Source organism: Streptomyces aquilus, assembly GCF_003955715.1.
Taxonomy (GTDB): Bacteria; Actinomycetota; Actinomycetes; order Streptomycetales; family Streptomycetaceae; genus Streptomyces; species Streptomyces aquilus.
The window spans coordinates 2,041,353-2,059,745 of record NZ_CP034463.1 but is presented as its reverse complement, the minus strand read 5'-3'; the positions used below and the strand labels follow the sequence as shown (position 1 = coordinate 2,059,745).

Annotated in this window: 11 protein-coding genes and 3 rRNA genes; 12 read left to right on the top strand and 2 right to left on the bottom strand. The window is 65.0% G+C overall.

The window, feature by feature from the left end; translation table 11 throughout:
• Positions 1-103: 103 nt before the first annotated feature.
• Together EJC51_RS09490 and EJC51_RS09485 are read left to right on the top strand one after the other, a co-directional pair.
• The gene (locus tag EJC51_RS09490; RefSeq protein ID WP_126270666.1) at positions 104-2,071 is read left to right on the top strand and encodes an acetoacetate--CoA ligase; all 1,968 of its coding nucleotides are present in this window, start codon (positions 104-106) and stop codon (positions 2,069-2,071) included.
• Between the two features lie 113 nt (positions 2,072-2,184).
• Positions 2,185-3,078 (top strand): hypothetical protein, encoded by an 894-nt coding sequence (locus tag EJC51_RS09485; protein ID WP_126270665.1) that lies wholly within the window; start codon positions 2,185-2,187, stop codon positions 3,076-3,078.
• A 66-nt stretch (positions 3,079-3,144) separates the two neighbouring features.
• Here EJC51_RS09485 and ptsP read toward each other — a convergent pair whose 3' ends face one another.
• Positions 3,145-4,815, bottom strand: a complete 1,671-nt coding sequence (ptsP, locus tag EJC51_RS09480) for a phosphoenolpyruvate--protein phosphotransferase (protein WP_126270664.1) — start codon at positions 4,813-4,815, stop codon at positions 3,145-3,147.
• Positions 4,816-4,894: 79 nt separating this feature from the next.
• Complete coding sequence (locus tag EJC51_RS09475; RefSeq protein WP_126270663.1) at positions 4,895-5,344, bottom strand: PTS sugar transporter subunit IIA; 450 nt, start codon at positions 5,342-5,344, stop codon at positions 4,895-4,897.
• Between the two features lie 584 nt (positions 5,345-5,928).
• Here EJC51_RS09475 and EJC51_RS09470 point away from each other — a divergent pair.
• From EJC51_RS09470 to ftsR, 10 genes are all read left to right on the top strand, one after another.
• Positions 5,929-7,454 (top strand): 16S ribosomal RNA (locus EJC51_RS09470).
• 308 nt (positions 7,455-7,762) lie between these two features.
• Positions 7,763-10,884 (top strand): 23S ribosomal RNA (locus EJC51_RS09465).
• A gap of 94 nt (positions 10,885-10,978) precedes the next feature.
• Positions 10,979-11,095, top strand: a 5S ribosomal RNA gene (gene rrf, locus EJC51_RS09460).
• Together the 16S, 23S and 5S rRNA genes form the textbook arrangement of a ribosomal RNA operon.
• Before the next feature lie 108 nt (positions 11,096-11,203).
• The gene (gene clsA, locus EJC51_RS09455; RefSeq protein WP_079310593.1) at positions 11,204-11,812 is read left to right on the top strand and encodes a cardiolipin synthase ClsA; all 609 of its coding nucleotides are present in this window, start codon (positions 11,204-11,206) and stop codon (positions 11,810-11,812) included.
• Positions 11,813-11,927: 115 nt separating this feature from the next.
• On the top strand, positions 11,928-14,423 hold the full coding sequence (locus tag EJC51_RS09450; protein ID WP_126270662.1) for a mannose-1-phosphate guanyltransferase: 2,496 nt from the start codon (positions 11,928-11,930) through the stop codon (positions 14,421-14,423).
• A 166-nt stretch (positions 14,424-14,589) separates the two neighbouring features.
• Positions 14,590-15,426, top strand: a complete 837-nt coding sequence (locus EJC51_RS09445; RefSeq protein WP_165951459.1) for a DUF881 domain-containing protein — start codon at positions 14,590-14,592, stop codon at positions 15,424-15,426.
• Positions 15,423-15,755, top strand: a complete 333-nt coding sequence (locus tag EJC51_RS09440; protein ID WP_003988855.1) for a small basic family protein — start codon at positions 15,423-15,425, stop codon at positions 15,753-15,755. The genes EJC51_RS09445 and EJC51_RS09440 overlap by 4 nt, the downstream gene beginning before the upstream one ends.
• A 5-nt stretch (positions 15,756-15,760) precedes the next feature.
• Positions 15,761-16,615 carry a DUF881 domain-containing protein gene (locus EJC51_RS09435; RefSeq protein ID WP_126270660.1) on the top strand — a complete coding sequence of 285 codons (855 nt, stop codon included), beginning with the start codon at positions 15,761-15,763 and terminating at the stop codon, positions 16,613-16,615.
• A 61-nt stretch (positions 16,616-16,676) separates the two neighbouring features.
• Entirely contained in the window at positions 16,677-17,567 is an 891-nt protein-coding gene (locus tag EJC51_RS09430; RefSeq protein WP_079310596.1) for an FHA domain-containing protein, read from the top strand.
• Positions 17,568-17,585: 18 nt separating this feature from the next.
• A complete protein-coding gene (ftsR, locus tag EJC51_RS09425; RefSeq protein WP_126270659.1) occupies positions 17,586-18,323 on the top strand; it encodes a transcriptional regulator FtsR in 738 nt (245 codons plus the stop codon).
• Positions 18,324-18,393: the final 70 nt, after the last annotated feature.

Genomic DNA, 18,393 nt, shown 5'->3' with positions numbered 1-18,393 from the left:
CAGAAGTCGATCACATGGCATCGTCCGTGTCATCCGCGTCACGCGCACACCCCCGCCCGTGCGCGGCCGACGCACACGACGCGCACAGTCCGGGAGCCGCCCCATGTCGACCGTGAACCCCCAGCCGCTCTGGCAGCCCGATCCGGAACGTATCGCACGGGCACAGGTCACCAGGTTCCAGGCCTGGGCCGCGGAACACCACGGCGCCCCCTCCGACGGCGCCTACCCCGCACTGCACCGCTGGTCGGTCGACGAGCTCGACACCTTCTGGAAAGCCGTCACGGAATGGTTCGACGTACGGTTCTCCACCCCCTACGCGCGCGTACTGGGCGACCGCTCGATGCCCGGAGCCCAGTGGTTCCCCGGCGCGACCCTGAACTACGCCGAACACGCCCTGCGCGCGGCCACCACCCGCGCGGACGAACCGGCCCTGCTGTACGTCGACGAGACCCACGAGCCACGCCCGGTCACCTGGTCCGAACTGCGCCGCCAGGTCGGCTCCCTCGCGACCGAACTCCGCGCGCTCGGCGTACGCCCCGGAGACCGCGTCAGCGGCTACCTCCCCAACATCCCGCAGGCTGTCGTCGCCCTCCTCGCCACGGCCGCGGTCGGCGGCGTCTGGACCTCCTGCGCCCCCGACTTCGGCGCCCGCAGCGTCCTCGACCGCTTCCAGCAGGTCGAACCCGTCGTCCTGTTCACCGTCGACGGCTACCGCTACGGCGGCAAGGAACACGACCGCCGCGACACAGTCGCCGAACTCCGCCGCGAACTGCCCACCCTGCGAGCCGTCGTCCACATCCCGCTCCTCGGCACCGAGGCCCCGGAAGGCGCCCTGGACTGGTCCGCCCTGACGAGCGCCGACGTGGAACCCGCCTTCGAACAGGTGCCTTTCGACCACCCCCTGTGGGTGCTCTACTCCTCCGGCACGACCGGCCTTCCCAAGGCCATCGTCCAGTCCCAGGGCGGCATCCTGGTCGAACACCTCAAACAACTCGGCCTGCACTGCGACCTCGGCCCCGAGGACCGATTCTTCTGGTACACCTCGACCGGCTGGATGATGTGGAACTTCCTCGTCTCCGGCCTGCTCACCGGCACGACGATCGTCCTCTACGACGGCAGCCCCGGCTACCCCGACACCGGCGCCCAGTGGCGGATCGCCGAACGCACCGGGGCCACGCTCTACGGCACCTCGGCCGCGTACGTCATGGCCTGCCGCAAAGCAGGCGTACACCCCGGCCGCGACTTCGACCTCTCCAAGGTCCAGTGCGTGGCCACCACCGGCTCACCCCTGCCCCCCGACGGATTCCGCTGGCTGCACGACGAGGTCCGCGACGACCTCTGGATCGCCTCTGTCAGCGGCGGCACCGACGTCTGTTCCTGCTTCGCCGGCGCCGTCCCGACCCTCCCCGTCCACATCGGCGAACTCCAGGCAGCCGGCCTCGGCACCGACCTCCAGTCCTGGGACCCCAGCGGAAAACCCCTCGTCGACGAGGTCGGCGAACTTGTCGTCACCAACCCCATGCCGTCGATGCCGATCCACTTCTGGAACGACCCCGACGGCAGCCGCTACCACGACAGCTACTTCGACACCTACCCCGGCGTGTGGCGCCACGGCGACTGGATCACCATCACCTCCCGAGGCTCCGTCGTCATCCACGGCCGCTCCGACTCGACGCTCAACCGCCAGGGCGTACGCATGGGCTCGGCCGACATCTACGAAGCCGTCGAACGCCTCCCCGAGATCAAGGAATCCCTCGTCATCGGCATCGAACAGCCCGACGGCGGCTACTGGATGCCCCTCTTCGTGCACCTGACCCCCGGGACCACGCTCGACGAAGACCTCCTCGCCCGCATCAAGCAGACGATCCGCGAACAGCTCTCACCGCGCCACATCCCCGACGAGATCATCGAAGTGCCCGGCATCCCGCACACCCTCACCGGCAAGCGCATCGAGGTCCCCGTCAAGCGGCTGCTCCAGGGCACCCCCTTGGACAAGGCAGTCAACCCGGGCTCCATCGACAACCTCGACCTGCTCCACTTCTACGAGGACCTGGCCCGCAAGCGCGCCTGAACCGAAGCCGCCGCCGACGCCCCGCGCCGGCGGCGGCATTCCCGGCCCGCCCCCGTTGTCAGTGCCGCCGATTACTGTGAGTGAGCATTGATCGACTGTGCACAGGGGGAAAAATGGCACACACCGACCACCAGACCATGCGACGCGTCCTGCGCCGCGAAATCGCGGGCACCATCGGCGTGCTCACCGACGAGCATGACTTCCGGGCCATGCGCCGCTACCGCAGCTTCACCTTCGACGACCACACCCGCTATCTCCAACAGGTCGAGGCCCTCCTGCGCACCCGCGCCTCCCAGGGCAGCCACACCAGCGTCGCCCTGTTCGACCCCGAGGAGTACGCCGACTTCTGCGCGGACACCGGCCTCGACCCGGACATCCCGTCCAGCCGCACCCGCTTCACCGCCGAACTCGCCGCCACGGGCCCGACCATCCCGTACGACGGCCGCCCCTTGGCCGACCTCGTCCCGGCCCTGATCGACGAAGCCGTCCGCCAGGCCACATGGGAGTACGCGTCCACACTCCTGGCCCGCCTCGGCGCCTGCGCCTCCTGCGGCGAGGACATCGGTCGAGCAGCCTTCACCTGGGCGTCCGGCCTCCTCGTCCGCATCCTCGACACCGCGCCTCCGGGCAACCGGCACCTCGTCTGCAGCGTCTCGGGAGCACCCGAAACACTCGTCGCGGTCCTCCACGCGGACACGGCCGCCGACGGAGACGTCCAGCTGGACGAGGCCGAAGCCCTCGAATTCACCACGGTCCTCGCCCTCGGCCTCGCCACCCAGAGCCCCGGCGGACTCGTCATGCGCACGAGCGCACCCGGCACCAGCGACCGCATCTACGGCTGGCGGCTGCGCGGCGAAGGCCTCGAGCCCCTGACCGCGGGCGAGGTGTTCGACGCCTACTGCACCGACGTCGAATCCGGCGACCTCATCTCACCGGAATCCGACGTCGACTACTGCGTACCGCCGGACCTGGGACCGGCGGGCCCGACGCCAGGACACCACCACTGAACAGAAGGGGGGCGCCCCACCCACAGGTGGAGCGCCCCTCCATCACAAAACCGACAGCGAGACCGACTACTCGCCGGACAGCACCGCCTGAGCGGCACTGCGCGCCTCATCGGCACTGTCCGCAGCACGTGCGGCAGCAGCGGCACGCTCGCACTGCGCCAGCGTGTACTTCGCCAGAGTCGCCCGTACGTAAGGAATCGACGCCGCACCCATGGAGAGCGAGGTGACCCCCAGACCGGTCAGCACACAGGCGAGCAGCGGGTCGGACGCTGCCTCACCACACACACCACAGCTCTTGCCCTCGGCCTTCGCCGCTTCCGCGGACAGCGCGACCAGGTCCAGGAGCGCGGGCTGCCAAGGATCCTGCAGCCGAGACACCGCACCCACCTGACGGTCCGCGGCGAAGGTGTACTGCGCGAGGTCGTTCGTCCCCAGCGACAGGAACTCGACCTCCTGCAGAATCGAGCGCGCCCGCAACGCGGCCGACGGGATCTCCACCATCGCGCCGAACTTCGCCCGCAACCCCGCCGCACGACACGCGTCGGCGAACGCCTTGGCATCCGTACGGTCCGCCACCATCGGGGCCATGACCTCGAGGTAGACCGGCAGCCCCTCAGCGGCCTTCGCCAAGGCCGTCAGCTGCGTGCGCAGCACCTCGGGGTGGTCGAGCAACGTGCGCAGACCACGCACGCCCAGCGCCGGGTTCGGCTCGTCGCCAGGCGTCAGGAAGTCCAGCGGCTTGTCCGCACCGGCATCCAGCACACGGACGACGACACGACCCTCGGGGAAGGCCTCGAGAACCTGTCGGTAGGCCTCGACCTGCTTCTCCTCCGACGGGGCGTTCTTGCTGTCGTCCAGGAAGAGGAACTCCGTACGGAACAGACCCACACCCTCGGCACCGGCCTCCACCGCGGCCGGCACGTCCGCCGGACCACCGACGTTGGCCAGCAGCGGCACCTTGTGACCGTCGGCCGTGGCACCCGGCCCGGTCGACGCCGACAGCGCCGCCTTGCGCTCGGCCGCGGCGGCCTCCAGCTCCGCCTTCTTCTCCTCGCTCGGCTCGACGAAGATGTCGCCGGTGCTGCCGTCGACAGCGATCACCGTGCCCTCGGCCAGCTCACCGGCGCCCGGCAGAGCGACGACAGCTGGGACGCCGAGCGCCCGCGCCAGAATCGCGCTGTGGCTGGTCGGCCCGCCCTCCTCGGTCACAAAACCGAGAACCAGCGTCGGGTCCAGCAGAGCCGTGTCGGCGGGCGCCAGATCACGCGCCACCAGCACATAGGGCTCGTCACTGTCCGGGACACCCGGCATGGGAACCCCGAGCAGACGAGCGACGATACGATTCCGCACGTCATCAAGGTCGGCGACCCGACCGGCGAGATACTCACCGGCAGCCGCCAGCAGCTCGCGGTACGCCGCGAACGCGTCGTACACGGCACGCTCGGCCGTGCTGCCGACGGCGATACGCCGGTCGACGTCCGCCATCAGTTCCGGGTCCTGGGCCATCATGGCCTGGGCCTCGAGCACGGCCTGGGCCTCACCACCCGCCAGATTGCCGCGCGCCATCAGGTCCGCGGCCACAGCTTCCACGGCCTTACGGGCGCGCCCCTGTTCGCGCTCCGCGTCCTCCGCCGGAATCTGCTTGGCAGGCGGTTCGAGAACCGCCGTTCCCATGTGCCGAACCTCGCCGATGGCCACACCGTGGCTCACGCCGACGCCTCGCAGCGTTGCTTCCATCTCACCCGTCTCCGATAGTGCGGCGGGTCCCGCCGCCGCGGTGGTTGCCACTACATGCCGTCATACGACGGCGTTGACGTCATGCCCAGGCGAAGAGGCTGTCGCCGGCCTTCACATCGCCGCTGTCACGCAGATCGGAGAGGGCCTCGGCCGTGGCCTCGAGCGCCACGACCGGGCAGACCGGCGACTTGCCGGCCGCCTCCACGGCGGCCGGGTTCCAGCGCACGACGCTCTGGCCGCGCGTCACGGTGTCGCCCTTGTTCACGAGCAGCTCGAATCCCTCGCCGTTGAGCTGCACGGTGTCGATCCCGAGGTGGGTGAGCACGCCGTGGCCCTGGTCGTCGACGACGACGAAGGCGTGCGGGTGGAGCGAGACGATGACTCCGTCGACGGGCGCGACAGCCTCGGAAGGCTCACGCACGGGGTCGATCGCCGTACCCGGGCCGACCATGGCCCCGGAGAAGACCGGATCGGGCACGGAAGCCAGTCCGATGGCGCGTCCTGCAAGAGGGGACGTCACGGTGGTCATGGGAAGCCTCCCAGGGGTGGAGATCTGAATGGGCCGTCACTGCCTGTATCGGACGGCGCACTGTTCAGCAGGGTATGTCATATGAAGTACGGGTTCCGCGTGAGAGCCCGCCGCCTGCTGTACCGTCGCTGCCAGGTGGTCTAGACCATAGCTCAAATCGATTTGCCTGTGCTCCGATGCCCCGTGTACAGTCGTACTCCTGCCCGGGGTTGAGCGACGTCACCAAGCGTCCTTGCCAGGCAACAACCAACTTGTCAGATCCTATCTCTGGATCTCCTTCTGCATGCCTGCGGGAGGGTGGTCAGAGGGTCGGAAAAACACTGATAGAGTTTGGAACACCGAAGGGAAGCGCCCGGAGGAAAGCCTGAGAGAGTCTCTCGGGTGAGTACAAAGGAAGCGTCCGTTCCTTGAGAACTCAACAGCGTGCCAAAAATCAACGCCAGATTAGTTGATACCCCGTCTCCGGCCGGTCATCGGTTGGGGCGAGGTTCCTTTGAAACAACACAGCGAGGACGCTGTGAACCATCGGATCATTCCTCCGGTGGTTCCGCTCTCGTGGTGTTCATCCCGATTACGGGAAAACATTCACGGAGAGTTTGATCCTGGCTCAGGACGAACGCTGGCGGCGTGCTTAACACATGCAAGTCGAACGATGAACCACTTCGGTGGGGATTAGTGGCGAACGGGTGAGTAACACGTGGGCAATCTGCCCTTCACTCTGGGACAAGCCCTGGAAACGGGGTCTAATACCGGATACCACTTCCACTCGCATGGGTGGGGGTTGAAAGCTCCGGCGGTGAAGGATGAGCCCGCGGCCTATCAGCTTGTTGGTGAGGTAACGGCTCACCAAGGCGACGACGGGTAGCCGGCCTGAGAGGGCGACCGGCCACACTGGGACTGAGACACGGCCCAGACTCCTACGGGAGGCAGCAGTGGGGAATATTGCACAATGGGCGAAAGCCTGATGCAGCGACGCCGCGTGAGGGATGACGGCCTTCGGGTTGTAAACCTCTTTCAGCAGGGAAGAAGCGAAAGTGACGGTACCTGCAGAAGAAGCGCCGGCTAACTACGTGCCAGCAGCCGCGGTAATACGTAGGGCGCAAGCGTTGTCCGGAATTATTGGGCGTAAAGAGCTCGTAGGCGGCTTGTCACGTCGGGTGTGAAAGCCCGGGGCTTAACCCCGGGTCTGCATTCGATACGGGCTAGCTAGAGTGTGGTAGGGGAGATCGGAATTCCTGGTGTAGCGGTGAAATGCGCAGATATCAGGAGGAACACCGGTGGCGAAGGCGGATCTCTGGGCCATTACTGACGCTGAGGAGCGAAAGCGTGGGGAGCGAACAGGATTAGATACCCTGGTAGTCCACGCCGTAAACGGTGGGAACTAGGTGTTGGCGACATTCCACGTCGTCGGTGCCGCAGCTAACGCATTAAGTTCCCCGCCTGGGGAGTACGGCCGCAAGGCTAAAACTCAAAGGAATTGACGGGGGCCCGCACAAGCAGCGGAGCATGTGGCTTAATTCGACGCAACGCGAAGAACCTTACCAAGGCTTGACATACACCGGAAACGGCCAGAGATGGTCGCCCCCTTGTGGTCGGTGTACAGGTGGTGCATGGCTGTCGTCAGCTCGTGTCGTGAGATGTTGGGTTAAGTCCCGCAACGAGCGCAACCCTTGTCCTGTGTTGCCAGCATGCCCTTCGGGGTGATGGGGACTCACAGGAGACCGCCGGGGTCAACTCGGAGGAAGGTGGGGACGACGTCAAGTCATCATGCCCCTTATGTCTTGGGCTGCACACGTGCTACAATGGCAGGTACAATGAGCTGCGAAACCGTGAGGTGGAGCGAATCTCAAAAAGCCTGTCTCAGTTCGGATTGGGGTCTGCAACTCGACCCCATGAAGTCGGAGTTGCTAGTAATCGCAGATCAGCATTGCTGCGGTGAATACGTTCCCGGGCCTTGTACACACCGCCCGTCACGTCACGAAAGTCGGTAACACCCGAAGCCGGTGGCCCAACCCCTTGTGGGAGGGAGCTGTCGAAGGTGGGACCAGCGATTGGGACGAAGTCGTAACAAGGTAGCCGTACCGGAAGGTGCGGCTGGATCACCTCCTTTCTAAGGAGCACTTCTCACCAACTCCGGTTGGTCAGAGGCCAGTACATCGGCGAACGTTCGATGCTGGTTGCTCATGGGTGGAACGTTGATTATTCGGCACTCTCAGTCATCTCGGGCTGCCAGTACTGCTCTTCGGAGCGTGGAACGCTGATCACGAGTGGCGAGGGTGTCGGGCACGCTGTTGGGTGTCTGAAGTAACGGCCGCAAGGTTGTACTTCGATGCCGGCCCCGGTGAAGCACCGCGTGAGTGGTGTGTGACGGGTGGCTGGTCGTTGTTTGAGAACTGCACAGTGGACGCGAGCATCTGTGGCCAAGTTTTTAAGGGCGCACGGTGGATGCCTTGGCACCAGGAACCGATGAAGGACGTGGGAGGCCACGATAGTCCCCGGGGAGTCGTCAACCAGGCTTTGATCCGGGGGTTTCCGAATGGGGAAACCCGGCAGTCGTCATGGGCTGTCACCCATACCTGAACACATAGGGTATGTGGAGGGAACGCGGGGAAGTGAAACATCTCAGTACCCGCAGGAAGAGAAAACAACCGTGATTCCGGGAGTAGTGGCGAGCGAAACCGGATGAGGCCAAACCGTATGCGTGTGAGACCCGGCAGGGGTTGCGTATACGGGGTTGTGGGATCTCTCTTCTGTCGTCTGCCGGCGACAGGACGAGTCAGAAACCGTTGATGTAGGCGAAGGACATGCGAAAGGTCCGGCGTAGAGGGTAAGACCCCCGTAGTCGAAACGTCAGCGGCTCGTTTGAGAGACACCCAAGTAGCACGGGGCCCGAGAAATCCCGTGTGAATCTGGCGGGACCACCCGCTAAGCCTAAATATTCCCTGGTGACCGATAGCGGATAGTACCGTGAGGGAATGGTGAAAAGTACCGCGGGAGCGGAGTGAAATAGTACCTGAAACCGTGTGCCTACAAGCCGTGGGAGCGTCGCGCATTGAGTTTACTCAATGCGTCGTGACTGCGTGCCTTTTGAAGAATGAGCCTGCGAGTTTGCGGTGTGTTGCGAGGTTAACCCGTGTGGGGAAGCCGTAGCGAAAGCGAGTCCGAATAGGGCGGTTTAGTAGCGCGCTCAAGACCCGAAGCGGAGTGATCTAGCCATGGGCAGGTTGAAGCGGAGGTAAGACTTCGTGGAGGACCGAACCCACCAGGGTTGAAAACCTGGGGGATGACCTGTGGTTAGGGGTGAAAGGCCAATCAAACTCCGTGATAGCTGGTTCTCCCCGAAATGCATTTAGGTGCAGCGTCGTGTGTTTCTTGCCGGAGGTAGAGCACTGGATAGGCGATGGGCCCTACCGGGTTACTGACCTTAGCCAAACTCCGAATGCCGGTAAGTGAGAGCGCGGCAGTGAGACTGTGGGGGATAAGCTCCATGGTCGAGAGGGAAACAGCCCAGAGCATCGACTAAGGCCCCTAAGCGTACGCTAAGTGGGAAAGGATGTGGAGTCGCACAGACAACCAGGAGGTTGGCTTAGAAGCAGCCACCCTTGAAAGAGTGCGTAATAGCTCACTGGTCTAGTGATTCCGCGCCGACAATGTAGCGGGGCTCAAGCGTACCGCCGAAGTCGTGTCATTGCAGCAATACTCCCAACGGAGGCTGTGATGGGTAGGGGAGCGTCGTCTGCCGGGTGAAGCAGCCGCGGAAGCGAGTTGTGGACGGTTGACGAGTGAGAATGCAGGCATGAGTAGCGATTCACACGTGAGAAACGTGTGCGCCGATTGACTAAGGGTTCCTGGGTCAAGCTGATCTGCCCAGGGTAAGTCGGGACCTAAGGCGAGGCCGACAGGCGTAGTCGATGGATAACCGGTTGATATTCCGGTACCCGCTGTGAAGCGTCAAACATCGAATCCAGTGATGCTAAGGCCGTGAAGCCGCCCCGGAGCCTTCGGGCAAAGGGGAGTGGTGGAGCCGCTGACCCGATCTGGTAGTAGGTGAGTGATGGGGTGACGCAGGAAGGTAGTCCATCCCGGGCGGTGGTTGTCCCGGGGTAAGGGTGTAGGCCGTGATCTAGGCAAATCCGGATCACATAAGGCTGAGACCTGATGCCGAGCCGATTGTGGTGAAGTGGATGATCCTATGCTGTCGAGAAAAGCCTCTAGCGAGTTTCATGGCGGCCCGTACCCTAAACCGACTCAGGTGGTCAGGTAGAGAATACCGAGGCGTTCGGGTGAACTATGGTTAAGGAACTCGGCAAAATGCCCCCGTAACTTCGGGAGAAGGGGGGCCACGCTTGGTGAGAGGACTTGCTCCTCGAGCTGGGGGTGGCCGCAGAGACCAGCGAGAAGCGACTGTTTACTAAAAACACAGGTCCGTGCGAAGCCGTAAGGCGATGTATACGGACTGACGCCTGCCCGGTGCTGGAACGTTAAGGGGACCGGTTAGTGACCTTTCGGGGTTGCGAAGCTGAGAACTTAAGCGCCAGTAAACGGCGGTGGTAACTATAACCATCCTAAGGTAGCGAAATTCCTTGTCGGGTAAGTTCCGACCTGCACGAATGGCGTAACGACTTCTCGACTGTCTCAACCATAGGCCCGGTGAAATTGCACTACGAGTAAAGATGCTCGTTTCGCGCAGCAGGACGGAAAGACCCCGGGACCTTTACTACAGTTTGATATTGGTGTTCGGTTCGGCTTGTGTAGGATAGCTGGGAGACTGTGAAGCTCGGACGCCAGTTCGGGTGGAGTCGTCGTTGAAATACCAGTCTGGTCGTGCTGGATGTCTAACCTGGGTCCGTGATCCGGATCAGGGACAGTGTCTGATGGGTAGTTTAACTGGGGCGGTTGCCTCCTAAAGAGTAACGGAGGCGCCCAAAGGTTCCCTCAGCCTGGTTGGCAATCAGGTGTTGAGTGTAAGTGCACAAGGGAGCTTGACTGTGAGACCGACGGGTCGAGCAGGGACGAAAGTCGGGACTAGTGATCCGGCGGTGGCTTGTGGAAGCGCCGTCGCTCAACGGATAAAAGGTACCCCGGGGATAACAGGCTGATCTTCCCCAAGAGTCCATATCGACGGGATGGTTTGGCACCTCGATGTCGGCTCGTCGCATCCTGGGGCTGGAGTCGGTCCCAAGGGTTGGGCTGTTCGCCCATTAAAGCGGTACGCGAGCTGGGTTTAGAACGTCGTGAGACAGTTCGGTCCCTATCCGCTGTGCGCGTAGGAGTCTTGAGAAGGGCTGTCCCTAGTACGAGAGGACCGGGACGGACGAACCTCTGGTGTGCCAGTTGTTCTGCCAAGGGCATGGCTGGTTGGCTACGTTCGGGAGGGATAACCGCTGAAAGCATCTAAGCGGGAAGCCTGCTTCGAGATGAGGACTCCCACCCACTTGATGGGGTAAGGCTCCCAGTAGACGACTGGGTTGATAGGCCGGATCTGGAAGCACGGTAACGTGTGGAGGTGACCGGTACTAATAGGCCGAGGGCTTGTCCTCAGTTGCTCGCGTCCACTGTGTTGGTTCTGAAACCACGAACAGCCCCGCGCCTGGTCACGGCGTGGTGTGGCAGTGTTTGACAGTTTCATAGTGTTTCGGTGGTCATAGCGTGAGGGAAACGCCCGGTTACATTCCGAACCCGGAAGCTAAGCCTTACAGCGCCGATGGTACTGCAGGGGGGACCCTGTGGGAGAGTAGGACGCCGCCGAACTCCTTTTACAGCTCCGGCTCTTGGGCATACGCCCGAGAGCCGGAGCTTTTTTGCGTTGAGGTAAGGTCAGGGGGCATCGTTCGCACGTTTCCCACAGGAGGCCCCCGGGTGGAGGTCCAGGAGACTCGCGTCCAGACGGATCGAGTCCTCACCATCCCCAACATCCTCAGCATGGCGCGGCTCGTTGGTGTGCCCCTCTTCCTGTGGTTGATCCTCAGGCCCGAGTTCGGAGGCCCCCAGAGTGATGGTTGGGCGCTTCTGGTGTTGGCCTTCAGTGGCGTCAGTGACTACCTGGACGGCAAGCTCGCCCGGCGCTGGAACCAGATCAGCAGCCTCGGCCGGCTTCTGGATCCTGCCGCGGACCGGCTCTACATTCTCTCGACTTTGGTCGGGCTGACATGGCGCGAGATTCTGCCGATTTGGTTGACCGCTGTACTGCTCGCGCGTGAGCTGGTTCTGCTGGTGATGGTGGGCATCCTCAGGCGCCATGGCTATCCGCCGCCTCAGGTGAACTTCCTCGGCAAGGCCGCCACGTTCAACCTGATGTATGCCTTCCCCTTGCTGCTGCTCAGTGACGGAACTGGCTGGCTGCCGTCACTCGCTGCTATTTTCGGATGGGCGTTCGCAGGATGGGGTACAACCCTGTACTGGTGGGCAGGAGTCCTCTACGTGGTACAAGTCCGCCGCTTGGTTCGTGCGGACGCCATGGCCGATTGAACTCGCCGATTGGCGCAGTCTTAGTGGTGCGATGGCCCGTGCTGGAAAAGTGCGGGACAATCTGGACGGGTGAAGTCGGCTAGACCGTCGTCTCTTGGAGGAGGACGCTTCCGACATGAAGGCCGTCGTGATGGCCGGAGGCGAAGGCACGCGCCTTCGCCCCATGACCTCGAGCATGCCCAAGCCGCTCCTACCCGTGGCCAACCGCCCGATCATGGAGCACGTTCTGAGGCTGCTCAAAAGGCATGGGCTCAACGAGACCGTCGTTACTGTCCAGTTCCTGGCCTCCTTGGTCAAGAACTACTTCGGTGACGGCGAAGAGCTCGGAATGGAGCTCTCCTATGCCAATGAGGAGAAGCCACTCGGTACCGCCGGAAGCGTCAAGAACGCCGAGGAGGCGTTGAAGGACGATGCCTTCCTCGTCATCTCCGGCGATGCCCTGACGGACTTCGACCTCACCGAGCTGATCAATTTCCACAAGGAGAAGGGCGCGCTGGTCACCGTCTGTCTGACGCGCGTCCCCAATCCGCTGGAATTCGGTATCACCATCGTCGACGAAGAAGGAAAGGTCGAGCGCTTCCTGGAGAAGCCGACCTGGGGGCAGGTCTTCTCCGACACGGTGAACACCGGCATCTATGTGATGGAGCCCGAGGTCTTCGACTATGTCGAGGCCGACGTACCCGTCGACTGGTCCGGTGACGTCTTCCCTCAGCTCATGAAGGAAGGCAAGCCGATCTACGGCTTTGTGGCCGAGGGCTACTGGGAGGACGTCGGTACCCACGAGAGCTATGTGAAGGCCCAGGCCGATGTCCTGGAGGGCAAGGTCGACGTCGAGATCGACGGCTTCGAGCTCTCGCCCGGGGTGTGGGTCGCCGAGGGTGCGGAAGTGCATCCGGACGCCGTACTGCGGGGCCCTCTCTACATCGGGGACTACGCCAAGGTCGAGGCCGGCGTCGAGATCCGTGAGCACACCGTCGTGGGGTCCAACGTCGTCGTGAAGAGCGGGGCGTTCCTGCACAAGGCCGTTGTGCACGACAACGTCTATGTCGGGCAGCACAGCAATCTGCGGGGCTGTGTCGTCGGGAAGAACACCGACATCATGCGTGCGGCCCGGATCGAGGACGGCGCGGTCATCGGCGACGAGTGCCTGATCGGTGAAGAATCGATCGTGCAGGGCAATGTGCGGGTCTATCCGTTCAAGACCATCGAGGCCGGCGCCTTCGTCAACACTTCGGTGATCTGGGAGTCCCGAGGGCAGGCGCATCTCTTCGGTGCCCGTGGGGTCTCGGGAATTCTGAACGTGGAGATCACTCCCGAGCTGGCCGTGCGTCTCGCCGGCGCTTACGCGACGACGTTGAAGAAGGGGTCGACGGTCACCACGGCCCGCGACCACTCGCGTGGTGCGCGCGCGCTGAAGAGGGCGGTCATCTCCGCGTTGCAGGCCAGCGCCATCGACGTAAGAGATCTGGAGAACGTACCGCTGCCGGTTGCCCGGCAGCAGACCGCGCGGGGCAGTGCGGGCGGGATCATGATTCGTACGACACCCGGGGTGCCGGATTCCGTCGACATCATGTTCTTCGACGGGCGTGGAGCCGACCTGTCGCAGGGCAGTCAGCGGAAGCTGGACCGGGTGTTCGCGCGGCAGGAGTACCGGCGTGCGTTCCCCGGTGAGATCGGGGACCTGCACTTCCCCGCGAGCGTGTTCGACTCGTACACCGGGTCGTTGCTGCGGAACGTCGACACCACGGGGATTGCCGAGTCCGGGCTGAAGGTCGTCGTCGATGCCTCGAACGGCAGTGCCGGGCTTGTGCTGCCCAGTCTGCTCGGGAAGCTCGGGGTGGACTCGTTGACCGTCAACCCGGGGCTCGACGAGTCACGGCCCACGGAGACCGCCGACGTGCGGCGGTCGGGGCTGGTGCGGCTCGGGGAGATCGTGGCGTCGTCGCGGGCCGCCTTCGGGGTGCGGTTCGACCCGGTCGGCGAGCGCTTGTCGCTGGTCGACGAGAAGGGTCGGATCATCGAGGACGACCGGGCGTTGCTCGTCATGCTCGATCTGGTGGCCGCGGAGCGGCGCAGTGGGCGGGTGGCGCTGCCGGTGACCACCACGCGGATCGCCGAGCAGGTGGCGGCGTACCACGGGACGCAGGTGGAGTGGACGACCACGTCACCCGACGACCTGACGCGGGTCGGGCGTGATGACTCGACCATCTTCGGTGGTGACGGCAAGGGCGGGTTCATCGTGCCCGAGTTCAGCAGCGTCTTCGACGGTACGGCGGCCTTCGTACGGCTGATCGGGCTTGTCGCGCGGACGCAGCTCACGCTCAGCCAGATCGACGCGCGGATTCCGCGGGCGCATGTGCTCAAGCGGGATCTGGCGACTCCCTGGGCGGTCAAGGGGCTCGTGATGCGCCGGGTCGTGGAGGCGGCCGGGGATCGCTTTGTCGACACGACCGATGGAGTGCGGGTCGTGGAGACCGACGGGCGGTGGGTCATGGTGCTGCCCGATCCCGCCGAGGCGGTCACCCATCTGTGGGCGGAAGGGCCCGACGACGCCTCTGCCCAGGCGTTGCTGGACGAGTGGGCGGCGGTCGTGGACAGCGCCGGTCGCTAAATCCGCAGCACGCGTGCGTGCCGGACAAGTGTCCCCAAGGGGGCCTGTCCGGCACGCCGGTGGGGCCGTTCGGAGGTACTGGTCGCGACGTGCGACGATGTGCGGCATGCCGCAGCAGCCCCCCGTTCGGAGCACACCCACGCGCCCCTCGCGTCCGGACGCGTCCATGTCGCTGCTCACCAACGTCATGGACCACAGCCTCGACGACGGGTATGCCGAGGCGGCCGCTCGGAAGAAGGCCGCGGGCGAAGGGGGCCTGCCCAAGACGCTGCGGGCGAAGCTGGGGCTTGCCGCCGGCCTGGTGCTGGCGGCGCTTGTCGTGACCGTCGGTGCGGCGCAGGCGCGCGTCGCGGCTCCCGTCGTGGCCAAGGAGCGCGAGGAGCTGATCGACCGCATCGACCGGGAGACGGACGCGGCCGACAGGCTGGAGGGCACGGTCGACGACCTGCGCGACGACGTGAGCGCCATGCAGCGCGCGGCGCTCAGGGACAGCGGCGGCAGCGGGCAGGCGGACCTGGTCGGCCTGCTGTCGGGCGCCACGGCCGTGCACGGACCAGGCGTGAAGCTGGTCGTGGACGACGCCAAGGAGGCCACCACCGGTGGTGACGGCGACCCGCGCGAGACCTCCGGGTTCTCCGACACCGGCCGGGTCCGGGACCGGGACATGCAGCGCGTCGTCAACGGGCTGTGGGAGTCGGGCGCGGAGGCCGTCTCCATCAACGGACAGCGGTTGACGGCGCTGTCCGCGATCAGGGCCGCCGGTGACGCGATACTGGTCGACAACAGGCCGCTGGTGCCGCCGTACACGGTGCTCGCGGTGGGGGACGGGCAGCGGCTGAGCACCAGGTTCCAGAACAGCGCCGACGGGCTGTATCTGAACGCCCTGCAGGAGAACTACGGCATCCGGACGGCCATCTCCGTGGAGGGGGATCTCCGGTTGCCTGCAGCAACGAGTGTGATCGTACGTACAGCACAGCCGAGAACTGAGAAGGGCACATCGTGATCGCCGTACTGGGCCTCGTCGTGGGAGTCGTGGCCGGCCTGTTGGTCCGGCCTGAGGTTCCGGCGGTCGTCGAGCCTTATCTGCCGATCGCCGTCGTGGCGGCGCTCGACGCCGTGTTCGGTGGTCTGCGGGCCATGCTCGACGGCATCTTCGACGACAAGGTCTTCGTGGTGTCGTTCCTGTCCAATGTGGTCGTCGCCGCGCTGATCGTGTTCCTGGGCGACAAGTTGGGCGTGGGTGCTCAGCTGTCGACCGGTGTGGTCGTCGTCCTCGGTATCCGCATCTTCTCGAACGCCGCGGCGATCCGCCGGCACGTCTTCCGGGCGTGAGGCCGATGAGCGACCAGGACGGTACGCCGGAGAACAGGCTGCGCAAGGAACTGCCGGAGGAGACGCCCGCGACGGCTCCGGAGGCGGTCCCGTCGGCCGAGACGAACGACAAGGACGAGCCGGACGCGACACCCGGGGTGACCGGACGCCAGCGGCTCGTCCAGGGGTTGTGGCCGCCGCGTGTCACGCGTGCCCAACTGATCGTCGCCGTGCTGCTGTTCGGCCTCGGATTCGGGCTGGCGGTGCAGGTGGCGTCGAACAGCGACGGCGACAGCGCGCTGCGCGGTGCCCGTCAGGAAGATCTTGTTCGCATTCTCGATGAACTGGATGACCGTACTCAGCGTCTTGAGGACGAGAAGGCGGGCCTCGAGAAGCAGCGTGACGAGTTGGAGAACAGCTCGGACCAGGCGGAGGAGGCCCGCAAGCAGACGCTGGAGAAGGAGCGGCAACTCGGCATCCTCGCGGGCACGGTGGCCGCGCAGGGGCCAGGTATCACGATGACCATCGACGACACGAAGGGGACGGTCGAGGCGGACATGCTGCTCGACGCGATCCAGGAGCTGCGCGCGGCCGGTGCCGAGGCGATCCAGGTGAACGGCGTGCGGGTGGTCGCCGGGACGTATCTGACCGATTCCGGCAACAGCGTGAGCGTCGACGGGAACAAGATCAACGCCCCCTATCGTTTCAAGGTCATCGGCAAGCCGCAGGACCTGGAACCGGCGCTCAACATTCCTGGAGGCGTGGTGCAGACTCTGGAGAAGGAGCAGGCCACCGTCACCGTCGAGCGGTCTACCAAGATCGTCGTGGACGCCTTGCGAGCCGCGAAGCAGCCTGACTACGCTCGGTCGTCCTCCCGGTGAACCGGGGGTGCATGAGGCACGTCCGGCCAGGGCATGAGGTTGCGGGGGGTCGGCGCACCGATTGGGTGGTGCGTGGTGGAAACTGTCTGGTGGATACGGACGTTGTCAGGATGTCCGGGTCGGCCGGTGTATGCAATCAGGGTTCGTCCTGCCCCACGGGCGGGTCTGTTTCGGTCAAGGGGAATCGCCCGTGAAGTTGTTTGCGAAGTTGTTCGGCAAGAGCGCGCGAGAGGGTAGCGACAATGCGAACGCCACCGCTCGTCATCGCGCACAGCCAGACGCGGAGGGCCAGCGCCCCCTGTTCCGGGACCAGGTGGGCGGCGTTCCGGGAGGTCAGGGCGCGCCGTCTGTTGACCCTGCGCAGTCCGGCGGCATAGGTTTCGGGCAACCGTCAACCTCGAGTACGGGTGGAGAGTTTTCCATGTCGGCCCTGGTGTGTACGAGGTGCGGTAACCGCAACGCGGAGAACAGCCGCTTCTGCTCCAACTGCGGTGCGCCGCTGCGCGGTGCGCCCGAGCGTCCGTCCGAGACGACCTCCACCATCTCCATCTCCGGTCTCGAGGCCTACGACGCCGAGGCGACCGGCCAGACGCAGCTGCCGACGCTCTCCCCGGAGGCGCAGGCGGCCGTGGACGCGCTGCCCCTGGGCTCCGCACTCCTGGTCGTGCGCCGTGGACCGAACTCGGGCAGCCGCTTCCTGCTGGACGGCGATCTGACCACGGCGGGGCGTCATCCGCAGAGCGACATCTTCCTCGACGACGTGACGGTGTCGCGTCGGCACGTGGAGTTCCGTCGCCAGCAGGACGGTTCGTTCACCGTGGGCGACGTCGGCAGCCTCAACGGCACGTACGTGAACCGCGAGCGGATCGACACGGTGCCGCTGCACAACGGGGACGAGGTACAGATCGGCAAGTACCGGCTGGTCTTCTACGCGAGCCAGCGGGGCTACTGACCCCGTCAGGGAAGGTCCATGCTTCAAACACCGAGCGGCGGTGCCGGTCACGGTACCGCCGCCGCGGACAGTGGGCTGATGAGCATCGGCACGGTGCTCAATGTGCTGCGCGACGAGTTCCCCGAAGTCACCATCTCCAAGATCCGCTTCCTGGAGTCCGAGGGGCTCATCGAGCCGCAGCGGACCCCCTCGGGGTACCGCAAGTTCAGCGCGGGCGACGTCGAGCGTCTCGGGCATGTGCTGAGGATGCAGCGGGACCACTATCTGCCGCTCAAGGTGATCCGGGAGTATCTGGACGCCATGGAGCGCGGGGAGGCCGTGGCGCTGCCCGTGGTGGGGCGCCAGCGGGACGGAGAAACGCTTCAGGAGCCCTGGGAGGCCCCCACGGCCGCGCGGATCGGCCGGTCCGAGCTGCTGGCCGCCGCCGAGATCGGCGAGCAGGAGCTCGAGGAGTGGGAGTCCTACGGACTCATCGCCCCGCTGCCGGACGGGGCCTACGACGCCGAGGCGGTCACTGTGGCGGCACTCGTCGTCGAGCTCGGGCGGTTCGGGATCGAGCCGCGGCATCTGCGCGCGATGAAGGCCGCCGCCGACCGGGAGGCGGGGCTGGTGGACCAGGTGGTGGCCCCGCTGAAGCGGCACCGCAATCCGCAGACCCGGGCGCACGCCGAGGCCCGTACGAAGGAACTGGCGGGGCTCACGGTGAAGCTGCACGCGGCCCTGGTGCAGACCGCCCTCGGTGTGCGGCTGCCCTGAAGGGCGCGGACGCCGGATCGGGCCCCCGTTTCCTGCCCGACTACCCAAACGTCCCGGGCACGGCCTAGGG

Coding starts and splice junctions, on each gene's coding strand:
- EJC51_RS09490 (WP_126270666.1), top strand. CDS start 104: ATGTCGACCGTGAACCCCCAGCCGCTCTGGCAGCCCGATCCGGAACGT.
- EJC51_RS09485 (WP_126270665.1), top strand. CDS start 2,185: ATGGCACACACCGACCACCAGACCATGCGACGCGTCCTGCGCCGCGAA.
- ptsP (WP_126270664.1), bottom strand. CDS start 4,815: ATGGAAGCAACGCTGCGAGGCGTCGGCGTGAGCCACGGTGTGGCCATC.
- EJC51_RS09475 (WP_126270663.1), bottom strand. CDS start 5,344: ATGACCACCGTGACGTCCCCTCTTGCAGGACGCGCCATCGGACTGGCT.
- EJC51_RS09450 (WP_126270662.1), top strand. CDS start 11,928: ATGAAGGCCGTCGTGATGGCCGGAGGCGAAGGCACGCGCCTTCGCCCC.
- EJC51_RS09445 (WP_165951459.1), top strand. CDS start 14,590: ATGTCGCTGCTCACCAACGTCATGGACCACAGCCTCGACGACGGGTAT.
- EJC51_RS09435 (WP_126270660.1), top strand. CDS start 15,761: ATGAGCGACCAGGACGGTACGCCGGAGAACAGGCTGCGCAAGGAACTG.
- ftsR (WP_126270659.1), top strand. CDS start 17,586: ATGCTTCAAACACCGAGCGGCGGTGCCGGTCACGGTACCGCCGCCGCG.